This window comes from Arthrobacter sp. KUASC02, assembly GCF_059739395.1.
In genome coordinates, this window is the sequence record NZ_AP046053.1 from 3,968,827 (window position 1) to 3,989,536 (window position 20,710).

Below are 20,710 nucleotides of genomic sequence, written 5' to 3' on the forward strand. Positions count from 1 at the left end.
GACTTCGAGCCATTAGCAACCCAAGGGGCACCAATGCACACTACGCACCGTGACAAATCCGAAGCAACAGCTGCAGGAAAACCCGCGCACGGCGATGGCCACGAGGCTGCCGCGCTGTATGACTTCATGGTCGTGTCCAACCGGCTCCCGGTTGACCGCTGCGCCCCGGAGGACAGGGGCTGCGACGGCGGCTGGCGCCGGTCGCCGGGCGGCCTGGTGACCGCCCTGGCTCCGATGATGACCAAGACCGACGGCGCGTGGGTGGGCTGGCACGGCGCCCCGGACGAGACCGTCAAGCCCTTCAGCCATGGAGGCATGGACCTGGTCCCGGTCCAGCTGAGCACGGACGACGTCGAACTCTTCTATGAGGGCTTTTCCAACGCCACGCTCTGGCCGCTGTATCACGACGTGATTGCGCCGCCGGAATTCCACCGGACCTGGTGGGATTCCTACCGGAAGGTCAACCGGCGGTTTGCTGACGCCGTGGTCCGGCACGCCGACCAGGGAGCCACCGTCTGGGTGCAGGACTACCAGCTGCAGCTGGTACCCAAGATGCTCCGCGAAGCGCGCCCGGACCTCAAGATCGGGTTCTTCAACCACATCCCCTTCCCCCCGCCGGAAATCTTCGCCCAGCTCCCGTGGCGCCAGGCCATTATTGACGGCCTCCTCGGGGCCGACCTGGTGGGCTTCCAGCGCCCCAGCGACGCCGGCAACTTCATGCGTTCAGCCCGCCGCTTCCTCGGCGCCAGCGTCAAGCAGCAGCAGGTGCACGTCAAGGGCCCGGACGGCGCAACAACCCACATTGCCCGGGCGCAGGCGTTCCCCATCTCCATCGACGTCAAGCAGATCAGCGAACTGGCCCGCCAGCCGGAGATCATCGAGCGCGCCCACCAGATCCGCCGGGACCTTGGCAATCCGAAGACCATCCTCCTCGGAGTCGACCGCCTCGACTACACCAAGGGCATCCGGCACCGGCTCAAGGCCTACGAGGAACTGCTGGCCGACGGCAAGGTTACGGTGGAGGACGCGGCCCTGATCCAGGTGGCGAGCCCCAGCCGGGAGCGGGTGGAGCAGTACCGGCTCCTGCGCGAGGAGGTGGAGGGCACCGTGGGCCACATCAACGGCACCTACGACACCATGCAAAACACGGCGGTCCGCTACCTTCACCACAGCTACCCCATCGACGAGATGGTGGCCCTGTACCTGGCGGCCGACGTCATGCTGGTCACGGCACTGCGTGACGGCATGAACCTGGTCGCCAAGGAGTACGTGACCGCCCGCACCAACAACGACGGCGCCCTGGTGCTCAGCGAATTCGCCGGTGCCTCGGACCAGCTCAAGCAGGCCTTGCTGATGAACCCGCACGACATCGACGGCCTCAAGGACACCATCATGCGGGCCGTCAACATGCAACCGGCCGAGGCGGGCCGCCGGATGCGGTCCATGCGCAAGCAGATCCTGGACCACGATGTCGATCACTGGTCAGCCGATTTCCTTGCAGCGCTCAAAGAGAAAGTGGTCCGTGATGACACCTGAGGCAGCCCCGGACAAGACGCCCCTCACGCTTCCGCCGGAACTCCTGGCGGCCCTCAAGAAAGTGGCCGCCACCGAGCAGCTCCTGGTTGCCATGGATTTTGACGGAACAATCTCCCCGCTCGTTGACCACGCGGCTGATGCCCGTCCCCTCCCCCGGTCCGCGGCCGCCTTCGCCGCTCTGGCCGCCCTCCCGCGAACGACGACGGCACTCATCTCGGGCCGTGCCCTCGCCAGCCTCCGGTCGGTCGCTTCGCCGCCACCGGAGACGCTCCTCATCGGCAGCCACGGTGCCGAGGCCTGGCTGGGGCCGGGTTCTTCCGAGCTCACCCTGGACCCGGACCAGCTGACCCTGCTGGCAGAAGTCCGCCACATCCTGGAAGAGATCGTGGAACAGGCGCCGGGAACCCTGCTGGAGGACAAACCGGCCGGCGTGGTGCTCCACACCCGCCTGGCCGCCGACGACGTGGCCGAAGACGCCGTCGCCGCTGCCCGCGCTGCCCTGCAGGACCGGCCGGACGTGTACCTGAAGAACGGCAACCGCGTACTGGAGACGTCCGTCGTCCACGCTTCCAAGGGTGAGGGAATGGCCTTCCTGCGCCAGGCAACGGACGCCACAGCGGTGGTGTTCGCGGGGGACGACACCACGGATGAAGACGCCCTGGGACGGCTGTATCCGGGCGACGTGGGCGTGAAGGTGGGGCTCGATTTCACGCAGGCGCAGTTCCGCGTCGAGGCGCCCGTGCACATCGCCGAACTACTGGAAACACTGCTCCGCGAACGCACCCTGGCGCTGGCGGAATCCGCTTAGCACCGTCGTAAAACCACCGCCCGGCACGGGCGGGGTCGCGAATCTCACATGTGACGCCCGTAACATTTGCACCCAATTGCATAAAATCTGACATACTCTGTTTGTGATGTGGCGCACAGACACCGTGCGGCGTCACGCGATACTCCTCGGCTTCGGCCGGGGAGTACACGGCTGAAAGACCGTGGACAACTGAATAAACATGAACCATTCACAACGGATCGTCCGGCACGTACCTGCCGGTGAAGGGATTGATAACTGTGGCTACAGTTACTTTTGATAACGCAACACGTCTGTACCCGGGCACCGATAAGCCCGCCGTCGATAAGCTCAACATCGACATCGCCGATGGCGAATTCCTGGTCCTCGTTGGACCCTCCGGCTGCGGCAAGTCCACCTCCCTGCGCATGCTCGCAGGTCTTGAGGACGTCAACGCAGGCCGCATTCTCATTGGAGACCGCGACGTCACCGATGTTCCGCCGAAGGACCGCGACATCGCGATGGTCTTCCAGAACTACGCCCTGTACCCGCACATGACCGTTGCGGACAACATGGGCTTCGCGCTGAAGATCGCCGGCGTCAGCAAGGAAGAGCGCGCCGAGCGTGTCCGCGAAGCAGCCAAGCTTCTTGACCTCGAGCCGTACCTGGACCGCAAGCCGAAGGCACTCTCCGGCGGTCAGCGCCAGCGTGTTGCCATGGGCCGCGCCATCGTGCGTAACCCGCAGGTCTTCCTCATGGACGAGCCGCTCTCAAACCTTGACGCCAAGCTCCGCGTCCAGACCCGTACGCAGATCGCATCCCTGACCCGCCGCCTGGGCGTCACCACGGTCTACGTGACCCACGACCAGGTCGAGGCCATGACCATGGGTGACCGCGTGGCTGTGCTGAAGGACGGCCTGCTGATGCAGGTTGACACCCCGCGCAACCTCTACGACAAGCCCAAGAACGTCTTCGTCGCCGGCTTCATCGGCTCCCCTGCCATGAACCTGCTGGAACTCCCCGTCGTCGACGGCGGCGTCCAGTTCGGCGGGACTGTCTACCCGGTACCGCGCAACATCCTCGAAGAGGCCCACGGCGCCACTGTCACCCTCGGTTCACGCCCGGAGGACCTGGAGCAGGTCGCCGCCGGTGAAGGCCTCCAGGTTGAGGTCGACGTCGTCGAAGAACTCGGCGCCGACGCCTACGTCTACGGCCACACCACGCTGGACGGCAAGAGCCACGACATCGTGGCACGCGTCGACGGCCGCCGTCCTCCGATGAAGGGTGAGTCCATCTACGTTCGCCCGCAGTCCGGACACGTGCACCTGTTCGACACCAAGACCGGCCTGCGCCTCGGCGACTAGCCTTTGCACTGAACGGCGGCGGCCCCTCCTCACTGGACGGGCCGCCGTCGTGATTTAAGCGCGGTTTCCTGACGTTTGTTTAGGCCGCCTGCCCCTACGTACGGAAGAATTGGCACATGACCGAGGAAAGCAACGCCCAATGGCACGACGAACCCACCGACTACGGCCAGATCGGCAAACTACCTCGGTTTGAAGCGGCCAGTGCCAACGACGACAAGAGTTCCAACGTCTCAAGCAACCTGAGCATCACCGCGGCCGCTGCTGATCCCGAACTCCTGGATCTGCCCTGGCACATCGCGCTGGAGGACTGGCCTGCGGAATACCTCGCAGCGCTCCCCCGGGGCATCTCCCGGCACATCGTGCGCTTCGCCCACCTGGGCGGTTCGGTGATCGCCATCAAGGAAACCTCCGAACATGTGGCCCGCCACGAGTACCACATGCTCCGCAAGCTGGCGCGCCTGGACGTGCCCTGCGTGGAGCCCGTAGCTGTTATCACCGGCCGCACCACACCGGACGGCAGGCCCCTGAATCCGGTGCTGGTCACGCGGCACCTGAAGTTCTCCATGCCCTACCGGGCGCTGTTCTCACAGATGCTGCGCAAAGACACCCTCACCCGGCTGATCGATGCCCAGGCGCTGCTGATGGTTCGCCTCCACCTCATCGGTTTCTACTGGGGCGACGTCTCGCTCTCCAATACCCTCTTCCGGCGCGACGCCGGAGCCTTCGCCGCCTACCTCGTGGACGCCGAGACGGGCGAGCTGTACCCGGACCTGTCCACCGGCCAGCGCGAGTACGATCTCGAGATTGCCAGGGTCAACATCGCCGGTGAGCTGATGGACCTGCTGGACGGCGGTCTGATCGAAGAAAAGGTGGACCCGGTGGCCACCAGCGAGCTCATCATGGACAGCTACCGGCGCCTCTGGACCGAGCTTACCGAGAAGGAATCCTTCGAGATCGGCGAACGCTGGCGTGTGGCCGCCCGGATCCGGAAACTCAACGAGCTGGGATTCGATGTTGAGGAATACGCCATCAAGACCACCCAGAACGGCACCACCATCCAGCTCCAGCCCAAGGTGGTGGACGCCGGACACCACCAGCGCCGGCTGCTGCGGCTGACCGGACTGGATGCCCAGGAGAACCAGGCGCGCCGCCTGCTCAACGACATGGACTCCTTCCGCGCGGACAACAACCCGAAGATGGATGAGGAATACAGCGCCCACCTGTGGGTCAGCCAGATCTTCGAGCCCATTGTGCGCTCAATTCCGCGCGACCTCTCAGGCAAGCTGGAACCGGCGGAAGCAGTCCATGAAGTGCTGGAACACCGCTGGTACATGTCCGAGAAGCAGGAACGGCACATTCCGCTGGCGGAGGCCGTGCAGTCCTACATCGACTCCATCCTCCGGCACCGCCGCGACGAGGCAGCGATCATGCTCAACCCGGACACCGAGCTGCTCAAGATCCTCGAAGTGGAAACCGAGCAGTCCCGGTACGGCGACGAGGACATCGACGAGTACCCCGACTCCGACGACTAGGCTGGCCTGCCCCTAGATCGCTTTTCCGGGGTTCAGGATGCCGGCCGGATCGAAGAGATGTTTGATCCGGCGCTGCAGTTCCCTGACGGGTTCGGGCTGTTCCAGGCCGAGCCACCGCAGTTTGTACTGTCCGATCCCGTGCTCGCCGGTGATGGTTCCGCCCATCGCCAGGGCCACCGTGATTGATCTGTCCAGGCATTCGCCCAGCCGCTGCATGGCGTCGGCGTCCACCTGGTGGTCCACGCGGTCCACCCAGAAGGTAGGGTGCAGGTTGCCGTCGCCGGCGTGCGCCACCACTTTGAGCTGCACGCCGTGGGCCACGGCCATCGCTTCAAGCTCGCCGATGTAGTCCACAAGCCGCGAGCGCGGCACGGCCACGTCCTCCCCCACCCGGTATTCGTCGTCCACTTCAACGCCGCGGCTGTTTCGCCGCAGTTCCACCAGCTGTTCGGCTTCCGCGCTGGCTTCGGTGGTCACTGTGGCTCCGCCGGCGGCAAGGACCTCGCGGACCACATCGGCTTCCGCGGCAGCCCCGAAGCCGTCCGTCTGGATCAGCAGGAGCGAAGCGCCCCGGGAGCTCAGGTCCGAGCCATGGATCTCATCGAGCTGATGCAGCGAACCGCCGTCGAGCAGCTCCATGATGGCCGGCTGCACGCGCGCCTTGCCCACGGCCAGGACACCGGCCGCGGCGCTGCGGAAGTCAGGATAGAACCCGGCGATGGTGTGCACTTCGCGGGGCAGGTACTTCAGCCGCAGCGTCGCCCCGACCACAATGCCGAGTGTTCCTTCCGAGCCAACGAACAGCCCGGTCAGGTCGTAGCCGGCAACGCCCTTGAATGTCTGGTGCCCGGTGTGAATGAGGGAGCCGTCCGCCAGGACCACGTCGAGGGCCAGCACCGAATCGCGGGTGACGCCGTACTTGGCGCAGCGCAGGCCGCCCGCGTTGGTGGCAACGTTGCCGCCGAGGGTTGATGTGCGGAAGCTCGCGGGATCCGGGGCATACATCAGCCCGTGGACCGCTGCTGCGTCGTTAAGGTCGGCATTGATCACGCCGGGTTCGACGACGGCGGTCTCGTCGTCCGGGTTCAGGGCGAGGATGCGGTTCATGCGTTCAAGGCTCAGCACGATGCATCCCGGGCTGGCGTGTGCACCGCCGGAAACCCCGGTGCCGGCCCCGCGGGCAACTATGGGCGCACCGTGCTTGGCGCACGCACCGACCACAGCCTGGACGTCTTCGACAGTTTCGGCCCAGACGACGGCCAGCGGCAGCTGGTAGTCCACAACCGGTGCCTGGTCCACGGCGTAACGGGCCAAAGTCATTTCGTCCACGGCCAGCTTGCCTGGCTCCAGGATGGTTTTGAGCTCGTCAACAATGTTGCTCATGCGGCCTCCAGGTCCGTCGAATCCGGCCTCCAGTCTAAACGGCAGGCACGGCCGTCCCCGGAAGCACCCAGACCGCGGCCGCGGCGTCGCCGGCGCTGAGGCTAACGCCAGCGTTCCCCGCCCCGGTGTTGACGTCGCCTGTGCTGAAGGCAGCCTCTGCACCGAGTGCGGCGACTTGGGCCGGAGACAGTGCGCCGGCGGCGAGGTCCGCCCGGGCGGCTGCGCGTGCCACGAACACCAGGACCGCGCTTTCCGCCGTCTCCCGTACATAGGCGAGTGCGTCGCCGTCGGCGTACAGCCAGCGGATGCCGCCCTCGGTGAGCGCCGGATGACCACGGCGCAGGGAGGCCAGGGACGAATAGCTGGCGCGGAGGTCCGCCTCGACCCGGCGGGGGTCATCCCACGGCATCGGCGTCCTGGCGTCTTCGCCGTTGTGTCCCGTGAGTCCGAACTCGTCCCCCGCGAAGACCACAGGAACACCGGGAAGGGTGAACATCATGACGGCCCCGAGCAGCTGCCCGCCGTCGATCATCACTGTGGCGGCACGTGCGGTGTCATGGCTGTTCAGGGCGTTCATGTTCTGGAGCCGGAGGTCCCAGCTGAAGGCTGCCGCCAGGTCCAGGTGGGTGGCGAGGAAATCCTCGGCGCCCATCCGGTTGGGGCCGGCAAGGGGGGTGCCGAAGAAATTGACGTGGGCGGCGTCCCCGGCCAGCCACGACCACAGCGGACGGGTGAAATTGGCGTAGGTCATGGCGCCGTGCCAGTGTTCGCCGGTGAAGTCCGGTGCGGCATCGTTGGTGGCTTCGGCCAGCAAGGCGGCTTCGGGGTTAATGTCCCGGACCCGGTCAGCGATCAGCCGGGCCACCTCCCGGTTGAGGTCGGTGGCGCCCAGCCTGCCGGTCATGTTGCCGACGTCGATCCGCCAGCCGTCCAGGTTGAACGGGGGCCTGAGCCAGCGGGCCACCGGGGAGTCGTCGTCCAGGACGAACTTGTGCTTAAGCTCGTCGGAGGACCAGTTGAGCTTGGGCAGCGACGCAACGCCGTACCAGGCCTCGTAGGTCCGGGCACCCTGCTCCCCGGATCCCTGCTGCCCGCTGCCCTGCTCCCTGGATCCGGTGAAATAGTAGTAGCCGGATTCAGGGCATGCCGGATCGGCGAGCGCCTGCCGGAACCACTCGTGGGCATCGCCGGAATGGTTGGCGGTGAGGTCGCCCATCACTTTGATACCGCGGGCGTGTGCCGCTTCCACCAGTTTCACGAGGGCATCGTCCCCGCCAAGCAGGGGATCCACTGCGTTGAAGGTGGAGGCGTCGTAGCGGTGGTTGGAACGTGCCGGGAAGAACGGCGTCAGGTAGATGATGTCGGCGCCGAGTCCCTGGATATGGTCCAGCTTTTCGGCCACCCCGGTGAGGTCCCCGCCGTAGAACTGGAACGGCGTGGCCGGCCCGGTTCCCTGCACGGGTGTGTGGTCCCAGCCGGACGGGATGGCCCAGTCAGGCGCCGGGTGCGAGCCGGCGTCCGCGGAGCGTGCAAAGCGGTCCGGAAACACCTGGTACATCGTTCCCCGGTGCAGCCACTGGGGCGCAGCGGGAAACGCTGTCAGCCGGAAGTCCGCATAGTCGGAGACGTCGCGGCGGAACAGTCCCTGGGCGTTGAGGCTCCAGTACCCCTGGCCGACGGCTGCTGTCACCGTTCCGGGACGCCCGGCACCGGGCGTCCCGCTACCGGGCGTCCCGCCGTCGTACTGGACGGCCGCGACTTCCAGCAGGAACCGGTACCGCGCCACCGGGTTGGTGACTGTCATTTCGGATTCCCACCAGGTCCAGCCGTCCGACTCCCCCAGGCTGCGGGCGGCGTCGTACCGCGGCTCGCCGTCCTGGACCGACCGCACCCAGACCCGGGCCGCATGCCCCCACGCTGCGGGGACCCTGATGCGGAGCCGGGCGGTATCGCCCAGTGCGGTGTGCTGGGGCGCATGCAGCGGCGAACCGTCGTGGTGCGGGAGGGGGCAGTGCGCGGCCGGGCCGGGCTGGAGGTATGACGCCATGCTCAGCCTTTGACCGAGCCCTGGGTGAGGCCGCTGACGATGTAGCGCTGCAGGAACAGGAACAGTGCCATCACCGGGACGGCGGCGAGCACGGCACCGGCGGCGAAGACTCCCCAGTTCTCAGAGCGCTGCTGGGCGACGAAGGAGTAGAGTCCGACCGCGAGCGTCTGGCTGTCCGGATCGGTCAGCACCACGCTGGCGATCACGAATTCGCTGGAGATGCCGATGAAGGCGAGCAGCCCCACCACTGCGAGGATCGGCGTGACCAGGCGCAGGATGATGCCGAAGAAGATCTGCACGTGACTGGCGCCGTCAATCTTCGCCGCCTCGTCCAGGGACTGCGGAACGGTGTTGAAGAAGCCGTACATGAGGTAGGTGTTCACCCCGAGTGCCCCGCCGAGGTACACCATGATCAGGCCGAGCTGGCTGCCCAGGCCCAGGGCGGGAATGACCTCGGAGATTCCGCTCAGCAGCAGGAAGATGGCCACCACGGCCAGCAGTTGCGGGAACATCTGGAGCAGGAGCAGGCTCAGCAGTCCGATCCGGCGACCCTTGAACCGCATGCGGGAAAAGGCGTAGGCGGCCATTGCCCCCAGGAACACCGTCGCTGCCGAGGTCACCACACCCACAACCATGGTGTTCACGAACCAGCGGCCAAACGGCCGGGACGGGTCGTTGAACAAAGCGGTGAAGTTGCCGAGGTCGAGTTTGCTGAAAAGCGCGTTCGAGCCCACGAGGGTGCCGGTGGAGTTGAACGCGGCGGACAAGACATAGAGCAGCGGGAAGATCGCGAAGATGGTGACCGCGATTCCCACAAGGTGGCGCCAGCCCTTGTCCTTGAACCAGGCCCCGAACGTGCGCCGCCGGTGCAGCAGCCTCAGCTGATCGACGTCGGTGGCTCCTTCTGCGGTGCCACCAGCGGTGACGGTGGAGCCTGCGGCGGGTGCCGCCGTCGTGCGTGTGCGTGCCGTTGACCCGTTCATGAGTTCACGTCCTCGAGTGCTTTGGTCTGCTTGAAGCTGATGGCCGAAACTGTGGCCACGATGATGAAGATGATGATCGCCAGGGCGCTGGCGAGGCCGTAGTCACGGCCGGTTCCCTGCCCGAAGGCAACCTTGTACACGAGGGTGATCAGGATGTCAGTGGCTCCAATGTCCCGGTCCGTGTCGGCGAAGCGCGGTCCGCCGCCGGTGAGCATGTAGATCACATTGAAGTTGTTGAAATTGAAGGCGAACGAGGAAATCAGCAGCGGGGCGATGGAGACCAGCAGGAGGGGCAGCTTGATGGACCGGAACACCCGCCACGGGCCGGCCCCATCCATCCGGGCGGCTTCGTCGAGTTCGGTGGGCAGCGACTGGAGGGCGCCGGTGCAGACCAGGAACATGTACGGGAAGCCGAGCCAGAGGTTGACCACCAGGACACTGACCTTGGCCAGCAAGGGGTCGGTGAGCCAGCCGATCGTTGCTCCGCCCAGCAGCGTCTGGTTGAGCCAGCCGAACTGCGGGTTGAGGATGCCGGACCAGACCAGGCCGGACAGGAACGCGGGGAACGCATAGGGCAGGATCATCAGGATCCGGTACACCTTCTTGCCGCGCAGGTCCTCGCGGTTGAACGTGACGGCCAGGAACAGGCCCAGCGCAAAGGTCAGTGCCACCGACGTGACGGCGAAGGTGAACGTCCACAGGATGACGCCCAGCAGCGGGCCGCGCAGGCTCGGATCGGTGAAGGCGCGGGCGAAGTTTTCCATGCCGACGTCGATCTTCCAGCCCGTGGTGAGGGTTTCGCCGTTGCCGTCCGCGAAGGCGCCCTTGCCGTTGTCGCGGTAGACGGCCCCCGTGTCGGTGTCGGTGAAGGTATCCGCCGCGGCGTCATACGTCAGCGCCGGTTTGAACTCGTAGGCGTTGCTTCCGTCTGCCGTGCGCAGCGTGCCGTCAGCCGGGTTGTCCGAGACGGGTACGGTGATGGCCAGGATCTCCTGCTGGTTGGCGACGATTTCCTGGAAGGTCAGCGTCTGGTAGCCGTCGACGGAGTTGGCCTTGCCGGCGGAGTCGGTTCCGGCGTCGGGCACTTCCTTCAGCGGGGTGCCGGTGCTGCCGATCGTGGCCTTGCCGTCCGGATCGGTGAACAGCAGGTAGAAGTCGTTGCCCTTGGTGAGCACAGCTGCCTTGTATGCGGGCGAGTCCGGAACGCGCTTCTGCGCGGTGAGCTGGATGGCCGCGATGGCGTCATCCTTGGTGCTGTTGTGCCCGTCGCCGTAATTGGTGAAGGCGATGTATCCGCTGAACAGCACCACGAAGACCTGGAACACCAGCAGGAACAGCACGCCCGGGGCCAGGTATTTGGCGGGCAGTCCCCCCTTGCGGAGGTAGATCCAGTTAATGGCCAGCACGACGGCGGAGGAGACCCCCAGCGCACCCCAGGACTGGCTGAGGAAAAGCATCATCAGGACGTAGACGGCCAGGGCGTCCACAAGGCCCAGGAGCACGATCTTGGCGACGATTCCCTTGGTGGAATCCTGGCCGAAGCGGCCTTTACGGACCCCGCCCGGCTGGTCTTGCGTGGTGCCCTTCCGTGCTGGCGAAGCTGCTGGCGATGCTCCTGGCAACGATGATGGCGACGGGGGTTGCGGGGAATCCTGGAAAAGATCGGTTTTGGGCATGGCTGTCTATGGTCCTTGGGAGAAGCGGGCCGTGGAGATTGCGGGCGCTGCGCGGGGGCGGTGGTCAGCGCGGGTTCGAGCGGCAACCGGCCGGGCAGCATTAATCTGCCCGGCCAGTGCTGCCGGTAGTAGACCGGCTACTGGTCAGCCGGCGATTTTCGCCTTGATGCTGGCGGCCATCTTGGCCCAGTCGGCAGCGGGATCGCCCTGGCCCTTGATGAGGGCCAGTTCGGTGGCTCCCCAGTCAGCCCAGACCGCACTCATCTCCGGGATGGCGGGCATGGGCACACCGGTGGCACCGATCTTGCCGAACGCTTCCACGACGGGGTCGCTGGCAGCCTTCTCGAAGGACGCCTTCAGCGCCGGCGGGCGGCCGCCGGCCTTGTACATGGAATCCTGGGCTGCTTCCGAGGTGAGGTAGTTGGTCACGAACTCGTTGGTGGCCAGGGCGTTGGCGCTCTTGGCGCTGATGAAGAAGCCGTTGACGCCGATAAACGGCTGGGCAGGCTTGTCACCGGCGGTCGGCAGGGCGTCCACCGCAAACTTGATGCCCTTCTTCTGGACATCCGGAACATTCCAGGGGCCCGTCAGGAAGTACGGGGATTCGCCGGCCAGGAACTTCTCCTTGGCGATGTCCCCGGTGATGTTGGAGTTGATGATCTTCTCACCGGTATCGCCCCAGGCCACGAGCTTCTTGGCGAATTCGACGCCGGCAGCGTCGCCGATCAGGAGCTGCTTGGGGTCGTAGCCGCCGTCGGCCGCCTGGCCGAAGACCTGCGAACCCATGGAAGCCTGCAGCGGGTAGAGGTGGTACGGGTCGCCCTGTTTGGGATCCATGCCCACCAGGAACGGGAACTTGGCTTTGCCGTCCGCCACGGCCTTCTTGCCGTTGGCCACCACTTCATCAAGGGTTTCCGCGCTGTCGGACACGAGGTCGGTGTTGCGCAGCAGGGCGATGTTCTCGATGGCGTACGGGACGCCATAGACGGAGCCGTTGAACGTCATGGCCTTGACGGAGGATTCCTGGAAGGCCGAGGACTTGTCGCCGAGTTCGATCGGAGCGATCACGCCGTTCTGGACGAACTTGCCCACCCAGTCGTGCGGGCCCACAATCAGGTCCGGCCCCTTGCCCGTGGGGACCTGGGTGATGAAGTCATCGCGGACAGCGGCGAAGTCTTTGACCACCAGCTTCACTTCGATGCCGGTATCGGCCTGGAACTTGGCCGTGATGTCTTTGAGTGCCGGTGAGCGTTCGGCGTCGACCCACATGGTGATGGTGCCGGCACCGGCGGACTTCAGATCCGGCTTGGCGGTGGCAGTCGCCGGTGCGGTCGCCGATGCGCCGCCGCAGGCGCTGAGCGCCAGGGCTGCAACGACGGAGAGCGCGCCCGCCGTAAAGACGCGGCGGCTGGTCCCGCTCGTGAGGGTGTTCTGCACCTTCATTGGTGTCCCTTTCATAAAAAATCCTGCATCCACGCGTCGGCCCCTGGGGCCCTGTGGCATCGTCGGTGATGTGGCTCACAGCTGCAAGCGCTTCCAAAGTACACGGATTGACCCATGTTGGAAAGTCACCCTACTTGGCAGTAGGGCTGCGGGCAAAATGCCGGCCTACGGCTCCAGCACGAAGCTGGCGGCGCTAAACACCTGCAATCAAGGGCTGAACCGGAAGGTTCTCCGACGGCAGTGAGGCGCACGTCACAATTGGAAGCGTTTTCAATTTGGCACAATTCCGTTCTACGATTACCGGCATGTCCGTTGACTCAATGCTCAAAGCCCCCGCCATCGCAGCCGGGCCACTGACCCTGGTCCACACTGCAGATGAAGCTGCCGGCTGGTGGCGCTCCGCAGTGATCTATCAGGTTTATCCGCGCTCCTTCCGGGACCTGAACGGGGACGGCATCGGCGATCTGGCCGGCATCACCGCCGAACTCCCCCAGCTGGCCCGGCTTGACGTGGATGCCGTCTGGCTGTCGCCGTTCTACCGTTCACCGCAGAAAGATGCCGGCTACGACGTCAGCGATTACTGCGACGTGGATCCGCTCTTCGGCACCCTGGCCGACTTCGACGCCATGATGGCACAGGCAGCCCGCCTGAACCTGCGGGTGATCGTGGACCTTGTTCCCAATCACTGTTCGGACCAGCACGCCGCTTTCCAGGCCGCCCTCGGCGCCCCCGCGGGAAGTCCGGAGCGGGACATGTTCATTTTCCGGGACGGCCGCGGACCCTTCGGCGAAGAGCCTCCCAACAACTGGGAATCCCACTTTGGCGGACCGGCCTGGACACGTATCTCCGAACCGGACGGCCAGCCCGGGCAGTGGTATCTGCACCTCTTCGACACCTCCCAGCCCGACTTCAACTGGGACAACCAGGCAGTCCACGATGAGTTCGAACGGGTGCTGCGCTTCTGGCTGGACCGCGGCGTCGCCGGGTTCCGCGTGGACGTTGCCCATGCCCTGGTAAAAGCTCCCGGGCTGCCTGAGTGGGGCGGCCGGGCAGACGGCAACAGCTGTGACGGCTACCCCGGCCACGACGCCCCGATGTTCGGCCAGCCTGCCCTGCACGACATCTACCGGGCCTGGCGCCGCATCCTGGCGGAGTACGGTCCGGACCGCATCCTGTGCGCCGAAGCCAATGTGGATCCGCTGCCCCGTCTCGCCGACTGGGTGCGTCCGGACGAAATGCACCAGGCGTTCAATTTTCCCTATCTCCACGCGGGGCTTGACGTTCACCGCCTGCGCGGCGTGATCACGGACTCGCTGGTGGCGCTGGACGCCGTCGGCGCGCCCAGCACCTGGGTACTGTCCAACCACGACGTCGTCCGTCACGCCACCCGCTTCGGCTACGACGGCCCGGCACCGCGCGACGGCGACGGGATCGGCACCTTTGACCGTCAGCCGGACTCTGCCCTGGGCAGGAAACGGGCGGCGGCTGCCTCCATGTTCATGCTGGGGCTTCCCGGCGGGGCGTACCTCTACCAGGGCGAGGAACTGGGCCTTCCGGACGGCATCGACATCCCAGACAGCCAGCGCCAGGACCCCACCTTCGCGCGCACCGGCGGAGAGCGGCTGGGCCGCGACGGCTGCAGGGTGCCGCTTCCTTGGCGTGCCGCGGAGCCGCACACGGGTTTCGGGTCCGGCCAGGACCCTTGGCTGCCGCAGCCGGCGAGCTTCGCCGAACTGGCACGAGATGTGCAGACTGAACAGCCGACGTCGCATCTGAACCTCTACCGCCGGATGTTGGCCATGCGGAGGCAGCTGGACCTGGGCCGGGGCTCGCTGGCCTGGCTGGAAAACTGGTGCAGCGATACTTCCCTCGCCTACGTCAACGGGACCACGCTGGTGGTCATGAACGTGGGGCAGGATCCGTTGGATCTCCCGCCGGGGCAGATGCTGCTGCGCAGCTCCCCGGAGTCAGCCGAGCAGTATTCGGCGTCACCGGAAACGTACGACGGCGGTCATCAGCTAGGCTCGGGTGAGACGGTCTGGTTGAACCTCCCAGTTGGGTGATCCGGCTGTCGTTGAATTAGCAGTGAGGAACACGGAGAACTGAACATGCCCGGCATCAAGGACGTAGCTGAGCGTGCGGGCCTATCCATCGCTACCGTGTCGCGGGCGCTGAGCGGCAAAGGCAACGTCTCGCCCCGCAGCCGCGAACGCGCGCAGACAGCAGCGGCTGAGCTCGGTTTCGTATTGTCTTACCACGCCTCCAGCCTGGCTTCAGGCCGGAACCACAATGTGGGGGTGGTTGTTCCTTCGGTCCACCGCTGGTTTTTCTCGTCGGTGGTGGAGGGAGTGTCCGCGACATTGCTCGACGCCGGCTACGACCTGACCCTGTATAACGTCAGTGAAGGGCCCGACCGCCGGCACAGCGTGCTGAACGATTTTCTCTTGCGGAAACGGGTGGATGCGGTCATCGCCGTGTCCCTCGAACTCAGTGAGGCCGAAATACAGCAGCTGCTCGCCATCCACCGCCCCATCGTGGGAATCGGCGGTCCGTTGCCTGGTGCCTCCACCATCAGGATCAACGACTCCGGCATTGCCGAGGCCGCAACCAACCACCTGCTCCGGCTGGGGCACACCCGGATCGCCCACATGACCGGCGACGCCTCCTACCAGCAGGATTTCCGGCTCCCCGGCACGCGACAGGGCGGCTTTGAGAAAGCCATGGCGGCGGCCGGGATTGCAGTCCGTCCTGAATGGCAGGTCTCCGCGGACTTCACCATCCAGGGCGCTTATGCGAGTGCCCGGCAGCTGCTTGGCGGAGCGTCCGAACGGCCCACAGCGGTGTTCGCGGCCTCGGATGAAATGGCCATCGGAACCATCCTGGCCGCCCGCGACTTCGGCCTGCGGATTCCGTACGACTTGTCGGTCATCGGTATTGATGGCCATGAGCTTGGTGAGGTGTTCGGGCTGACCACTATCGACCAGGACGCCCGGGGCCAGGGGGCGTTGGCGGTCCGGCTGCTGCTCGCCGGGCTTGAGGAAGCGGCCGACGGCGGCGCAACGGACACGGAGTTTCCCACCAAGTTCGTGGTCAGGTCCAGCACGTCCGTACCACCGGCAGATACGGTGCCAGTCCGCTAGGTTCCTCCCTTACAGCTTCCGCTCCATGATGAATTCCTTCTTGGCCGGATCCAGTGCGTAGGCTTCCCTGAGGCCGGTGTCATGGAAGCCGTGGCGCGCGTAGAAGCGGAGGGCCCGGGTATTGTCCTCATGCACCCCGAGCTGCAACAGCCCGGCACCCAGCTCGCTGGCTGCCGCTGCAACCGAATGGCCCAGCAGCTTGCCCGCAATCCCGCTTCCGCGGAATGCCGCAGCCACGTAAACGCTGATCAGCATTGCTTGACGCGGCCGGCCCGGATCCTGGGGATGCTTAACAACCACCCGCATCAGACCGCAAAACCCATTGGCCGCAGAGTCGTCCTCAGCCACAAAAGTCACACTGCCCGGGGCCGTCATCGCAGCGGCGCGGCTCCGCCATTGGCCTACCGTCTGCGCCTCGGCCGACGCCAGGGATTCGACATAGGCAGTAGGCGTATCGGCCAACATCTCCAGCCGCACGGCCCTAAGCGACTCCCATTCGTCCCCAGTCATGCGCCGGACGCTAGCCAACTGAACCACCCATGAACCGCACAAAACGGGCCAGTACGCCCGGCCAGCCTGCATCGTATTCGGCCCTGGTCCTGGCGGGGTCTTCAGCGCCCTCCCAGCCGTCGTGCACCAGCCGGAGCTCCGTGCCCCCTTCAACAGCCCTGAAGGCAACGCGAAGCTCGGTGGACCACAGCGCCGTGGTCCCGGGGTGCCAGCTGGCGTGGAACGACAGCGGTGGCTGCCAGTCATCGATGCTGCCCCAGACCGCGGTACGCCCATCGTCGGCAGTTTCCAGCACCAGGTTCTCTTCGAATTCAACGTAGGAACCCGCGCCGAACACGCTGTGGTCCTCGAGGGGCCACCAGAGATGGGTGTGTTCGGTGAACCCGATGAACGCTTTGGAGACCGGCCCAGGAACCACCACGGTGTGCACGACGGCGCCCAGGGCATCCACGGGATCCGGTGCTTCGTCGGCCGGGGAAGCGTGGCTAAAGAGGTTGTCCATGATCAACAACTTTACCCGGACGCTCTCTCGCCTTTCGTGCCCGCCTCGGCAACGCTCTCTCAGTTCCTGCGGGTTCCAACCTCACGCTCTCTCACCGGGGGGTTCGACGGCGGTGGTGGGGGTTGGGTGCCTGGCCGGCGTGGCCGGGCGGTGCGGGTGGGTTCGTCTGAGGGGCCCGGGGAGTGGGAGTGGGTTGCCCTGGGGGGGTGAAAGTTCCGGGAGTGGGTTGTGTGTGGTGGTTAAAGTGGGAGAGCCCCAACCGTGTGGTTGGGGCTCTCGACCTGAATGGTGTTCCGGCGGTGACCTACTCTCCCACACCCTCCCGGGTGCAGTACCATCGGCGCTGTGGGTCTTAGCTTCCGGGTTCGGAATGGGACCGGGCGTTTCCCCCACGCTATGACCGCCGTAACCCTTGCTCCGCACCGGCCGGCCCCGTGGGGGTGGTGGTGGGAAATCTGGTGGTTACAACTTTTCTGCGGTGTTATCGCAGTTGTGGTGTTGTTATTTTGTTGTGTTTTGTTCCTGCAACGCAACGGGTTTGTTGGTTGGGAACCACATAGTGGACGCAAGCAGTCTTGTTTCTTTGTACCACCCCTTGGGTGCAAACCCCTTTTGAAGTCGGGTTTGCGGGGTGGTGTGTGGTGTAAGTTATCGGCCTATTAGTACCGGTCAGCTTCACGAGTCGTTAGTCCTCGCTTCCACATCCGGCCTATCAACCCAGTGGTCTGGCTGGGGGCCTCTCACACACAAGGTGTATGGAAATCTCATCTCGAAGCGAGCTTCCCGCTTAGATGCTTTCAGCGGTTATCCCATCCGAACGTAGCTAATCAGCGGTGCACTTGGCAGTACAACTGACACACCAGAGGTTCGTCCGTCCCGGTCCTCTCGTACTAAGGACAGCCCTTCTCAAATTTCCTGCGCGCGCAGCGGATAGGGACCGAACTGTCTCACGACGTTCTAAACCCAGCTCGCGTACCGCTTTAATGGGCGAACAGCCCAACCCTTGGGACCTACTCCAGCCCCAGGATGCGACGAGCCGACATCGAGGTGCCAAACCATGCCGTCGATATGGACTCTTGGGCAAGATCAGCCTGTTATCCCCGAGGTACCTTTTATCCGTTGAGCGACGGCCATTCCACAATGTACCGCCGGATCACTAGTCCCGACTTTCGTCCCTGCTCGAGATGTCTCTCTCACAGTCAAGCTCCCTTGTGCACTTACACTCGACACCTGATTGCCAACCAGGCTGAGGGAACCTTTGGGCGCCTCCGTTACTTTTTAGGAGGCAACCGCCCCAGTTAAACTACCCATCAGGCACTGTCCCTGACCCGGATTACGGGCCGAAGTTAGATGTCCAAAGTGACCAGAGTGGTATTTCAACGATGACTCCACCCGAACTGGCGTCCGGGCTTCAACGTCTCCCACCTATCCTACACAAGCCACTCCGAACACCAATACCAAACTATAGTAAAGGTCTCGGGGTCTTTCCGTCCTGCTGCGCGTAACGAGCATCTTTACTCGTACTGCAATTTCGCCGAGTTTATGGTTGAGACAGCGGGGAAGTCGTTACTCCATTCGTGCAGGTCGGAACTTACCCGACAAGGAATTTCGCTACCTTAGGATGGTTATAGTTACCACCGCCGTTTACTGGGGCTTAAATTCTCAGCTTCGCCTTGCGGCTAACCGGTCCTCTTAACCTTCCAGCACCGGGCAGGAGTCAGTCCGTATACATCGTCTTGCGACTTCGCACGGACCTGTGTTTTTAGTAAACAGTCGCTTCCCCCTGGTCTCTGCGGCCCCGATCCCCTCCCACCAGCGTGTGGTGTTCAAGGTTGGGGCCCCCCTTCTCCCGAAGTTACGGGGGCATTTTGCCGAGTTCCTTAACCATAATTCTCTCGATCGCCTTAGTATTCTCTACCTGATCACCTGTGTCGGTTTGGGGTACGGGCGGCTAAAACCTCGCGTCGATGCTTTTCTAGGCAGCATAGGATCACCGAATCCCCCCATACGGGGGTCCCGTCAGGTCTCAGGCATCATGAACGGCGGATTTGCCTACCGTTCGCCCTACATCCTTGGACCGGGACAACCATCGCCCGGCTCGGCTACCTTCCTGCGTCACACCTGTTAATACGCTTACCTCCCAGGATCAGGTCCCGCGCTCCACCAAAAACCGCACACCACAAGGGTGATTGGTCAGGCTTCGGGCAGTTAGTATCCCCTGTTCAGCATGGGCGGTTTTTCGCCGGTACGGGAATATCAACCCGTTGTCCATCGACTACGCCTGTCGGCCTCGCCTTAGGTCCCGACTTACCCAGGGCAGATTAGCTTGACCCTGGAACCCTTGATCATTCGGCGGACGGGTTTCTCACCCGTCTTTCGCTACTCATGCCTGCATTCTCACTCGTGTAGGCTCCACCGCTGGTTTACACCGCGACTTCACTGCCCACACGACGCTCCCCTACCCATCCACACTCCTGAACCACAAAGGCTTGGATAAAATGTGAATGCCACAACTTCGGCGGTGTACTTGAGCCCCGCTACATTGTCGGCGCGGAATCACTTGACCAGTGAGCTATTACGCACTCTTTTAAGGATGGCTGCTTCTAAGCCAACCTCCTGGTTGTCTTCGCAACTCCACATCCTTTCCCACTTAGCACACGCTTAGGGGCCTTAGTTGGTGGTCTGGGCTGTTTCCCTCTCGACTATGAAGCTTATCCCCCACAGTCTCACTGCTGCGCTCTCACTTACCGGCATTCGGAGTTTGGCTGACGTCAGTAACCTTGTAGGGCCCATTAGCCATCCAGTAGCTCTACCTCCGGTAAGAAACACGCAACGCTGCACCTAAATGCATTTCGGGGAGAACCAGCTATCACGAAGTTTGATTGGCCTTTCACCCCTACCCACAGCTCATCCCCTCCATTTTCAACTGAAGTGGGTTCGGTCCTCCACGACGTCTTACCGTCGCTTCAACCTGGCCATGGGTAGATCACTTCGCTTCGGGTCTAGATCACGCCACTGCAACGCCCTATTCAGACTCGCTTTCGCTACGGCTGCCCCACACGGGTTAACCTCGCGACGTAACACTAACTCGCAGGCTCATTCTTCAAAAGGCACGCCGTCACCAGAATCAGACTGGCTCCGACGGATTGTAAGCACACGGTTTCAGGTACTGTTTCACTCCCCTCCCGGGGTACTTTTCACCTTTCCCTCACGGTACTGGTCCGCTATCGGTCATTAGGGAGTATTTAGGCTTATCAGGTGGTCCTGACAGATTCGCACGGGATTTCTCGGGCCCCGTGCTACTTGGGATACTTCCCAGGCGGTACACAACATTACGGTTACGGGGCTCACACCCTCTCTGGCCGGCCTTTCAAGACCGTTCACCTATGCCTGCACATCACACCTCGCTGTCCCGGCAGAGACAGCACGGAAAGTCCCGCAACCCCGACCATGCAACGCCCGCCGGCTATCACACATGGAACGGTTTAGCCTGATCCGCGTTCGCTCGCCACTACTAACGGAATCACTATTGTTTTCTCTTCCTGCGGGTACTGAGATGTTTCACTTCCCCGCGTTCCCTCCACGCACCCTATGTGTTCAGATGCGGGTCACCAGGCAGCTCGCGCCCCTGGCGGGGTTTCCCCATTCGGACACCCTGGGATCACAGTCCGGTTATCGACTCCCCCAGGCTTATCGCAGATTCCTACGTCCTTCTTCGGCTCCTAATGCCAAGGCATCCACCGTGTGCTCTTAAAAACTTGACCACAAAAGATCAAAAAAACTAATTTTCGAGAGAACCACGAAAACCAA

13 protein-coding genes and 2 rRNA genes are annotated in these 20,710 nt (G+C 64.0%); 6 read left to right on the forward strand and 9 right to left on the reverse strand.

Annotation, left to right across the window (positions count from 1 at the left end; all coding sequences use genetic code 11):
- Nucleotides 1-33 precede the first annotated feature (33 nt).
- The 4 genes from AC6JAC_RS18245 to AC6JAC_RS18260 all read left to right on the forward strand — a co-directional run bounded on the left by AC6JAC_RS18245 (nt 34) and on the right by AC6JAC_RS18260 (nt 5,216).
- Nucleotides 34-1,536 (forward strand): alpha,alpha-trehalose-phosphate synthase (UDP-forming), encoded by a 1,503-nt coding sequence (locus tag AC6JAC_RS18245; RefSeq protein ID WP_028271382.1) that lies wholly within the window; start codon nt 34-36, stop codon nt 1,534-1,536.
- Complete coding sequence (otsB, locus tag AC6JAC_RS18250) at nt 1,526-2,344, forward strand: trehalose-phosphatase (protein ID WP_497966862.1); 819 nt, start codon at nt 1,526-1,528, stop codon at nt 2,342-2,344. The genes AC6JAC_RS18245 and otsB overlap by 11 nt, the downstream gene beginning before the upstream one ends.
- 257 nt (nt 2,345-2,601) lie before the next feature.
- Nucleotides 2,602-3,684 carry an ABC transporter ATP-binding protein gene (locus AC6JAC_RS18255; RefSeq protein WP_028271384.1) on the forward strand — a complete coding sequence of 361 codons (1,083 nt, stop codon included), beginning with the start codon at nt 2,602-2,604 and terminating at the stop codon, nt 3,682-3,684.
- A gap of 116 nt (nt 3,685-3,800) precedes the next feature.
- Nucleotides 3,801-5,216, forward strand: a complete 1,416-nt coding sequence (locus AC6JAC_RS18260) for a DUF4032 domain-containing protein (protein ID WP_028271385.1) — start codon at nt 3,801-3,803, stop codon at nt 5,214-5,216.
- Nucleotides 5,217-5,228: 12 nt separating this feature from the next.
- Here the strand turns inward: AC6JAC_RS18260 and AC6JAC_RS18265 are convergent, their stop codons facing one another.
- The 5 genes from AC6JAC_RS18265 to AC6JAC_RS18285 all read right to left on the reverse strand — a co-directional run bounded on the left by AC6JAC_RS18265 (nt 5,229) and on the right by AC6JAC_RS18285 (nt 12,748).
- Entirely contained in the window at nt 5,229-6,599 is a 1,371-nt protein-coding gene (locus AC6JAC_RS18265; protein ID WP_497965910.1) for an FAD-binding oxidoreductase, read from the reverse strand.
- A 34-nt stretch (nt 6,600-6,633) separates the two neighbouring features.
- Entirely contained in the window at nt 6,634-8,646 is a 2,013-nt protein-coding gene (locus AC6JAC_RS18270) for a glycoside hydrolase family 13 protein (protein ID WP_497965912.1), read from the reverse strand.
- A gap of 2 nt (nt 8,647-8,648) precedes the next feature.
- Nucleotides 8,649-9,629 carry a sugar ABC transporter permease gene (locus AC6JAC_RS18275; protein WP_497965914.1) on the reverse strand — a complete coding sequence of 327 codons (981 nt, stop codon included), beginning with the start codon at nt 9,627-9,629 and terminating at the stop codon, nt 8,649-8,651.
- Nucleotides 9,626-11,305 (reverse strand): ABC transporter permease subunit, encoded by a 1,680-nt coding sequence (locus AC6JAC_RS18280; RefSeq protein ID WP_497965916.1) that lies wholly within the window; start codon nt 11,303-11,305, stop codon nt 9,626-9,628. The genes AC6JAC_RS18275 and AC6JAC_RS18280 overlap by 4 nt, the downstream gene beginning before the upstream one ends.
- A 144-nt stretch (nt 11,306-11,449) precedes the next feature.
- Nucleotides 11,450-12,748, reverse strand: coding sequence for a sugar ABC transporter substrate-binding protein (locus AC6JAC_RS18285; RefSeq protein WP_028271389.1), 1,299 nt, complete (start codon nt 12,746-12,748; stop codon nt 11,450-11,452).
- Nucleotides 12,749-13,053: 305 nt separating this feature from the next.
- Between AC6JAC_RS18285 and AC6JAC_RS18290 the strand changes: the two genes are divergently transcribed.
- On the forward strand, nt 13,054-14,811 hold the full coding sequence (locus AC6JAC_RS18290) for a glycoside hydrolase family 13 protein (RefSeq protein WP_497965918.1): 1,758 nt from the start codon (nt 13,054-13,056) through the stop codon (nt 14,809-14,811).
- Nucleotides 14,812-14,856: 45 nt separating this feature from the next.
- Nucleotides 14,857-15,888, forward strand: a complete 1,032-nt coding sequence (locus tag AC6JAC_RS18295) for a LacI family DNA-binding transcriptional regulator (RefSeq protein WP_497965920.1) — start codon at nt 14,857-14,859, stop codon at nt 15,886-15,888.
- Nucleotides 15,889-15,897: 9 nt separating this feature from the next.
- Here AC6JAC_RS18295 and AC6JAC_RS18300 read toward each other — a convergent pair whose 3' ends face one another.
- From AC6JAC_RS18300 to AC6JAC_RS18315, 4 genes are all read right to left on the reverse strand, one after another.
- Nucleotides 15,898-16,398 (reverse strand): GNAT family N-acetyltransferase, encoded by a 501-nt coding sequence (locus AC6JAC_RS18300; RefSeq protein WP_497965921.1) that lies wholly within the window; start codon nt 16,396-16,398, stop codon nt 15,898-15,900.
- 10 nt (nt 16,399-16,408) lie between these two features.
- A complete protein-coding gene (locus AC6JAC_RS18305) occupies nt 16,409-16,900 on the reverse strand; it encodes an SRPBCC domain-containing protein (RefSeq protein WP_497965923.1) in 492 nt (163 codons plus the stop codon).
- Nucleotides 16,901-17,191: 291 nt separating this feature from the next.
- Nucleotides 17,192-17,308 (reverse strand): 5S ribosomal RNA (gene rrf / locus AC6JAC_RS18310).
- A gap of 230 nt (nt 17,309-17,538) precedes the next feature.
- Nucleotides 17,539-20,664: ribosomal RNA gene (locus AC6JAC_RS18315) — 23S ribosomal RNA — on the reverse strand.
- Nucleotides 20,665-20,710 lie beyond the last annotated feature (46 nt).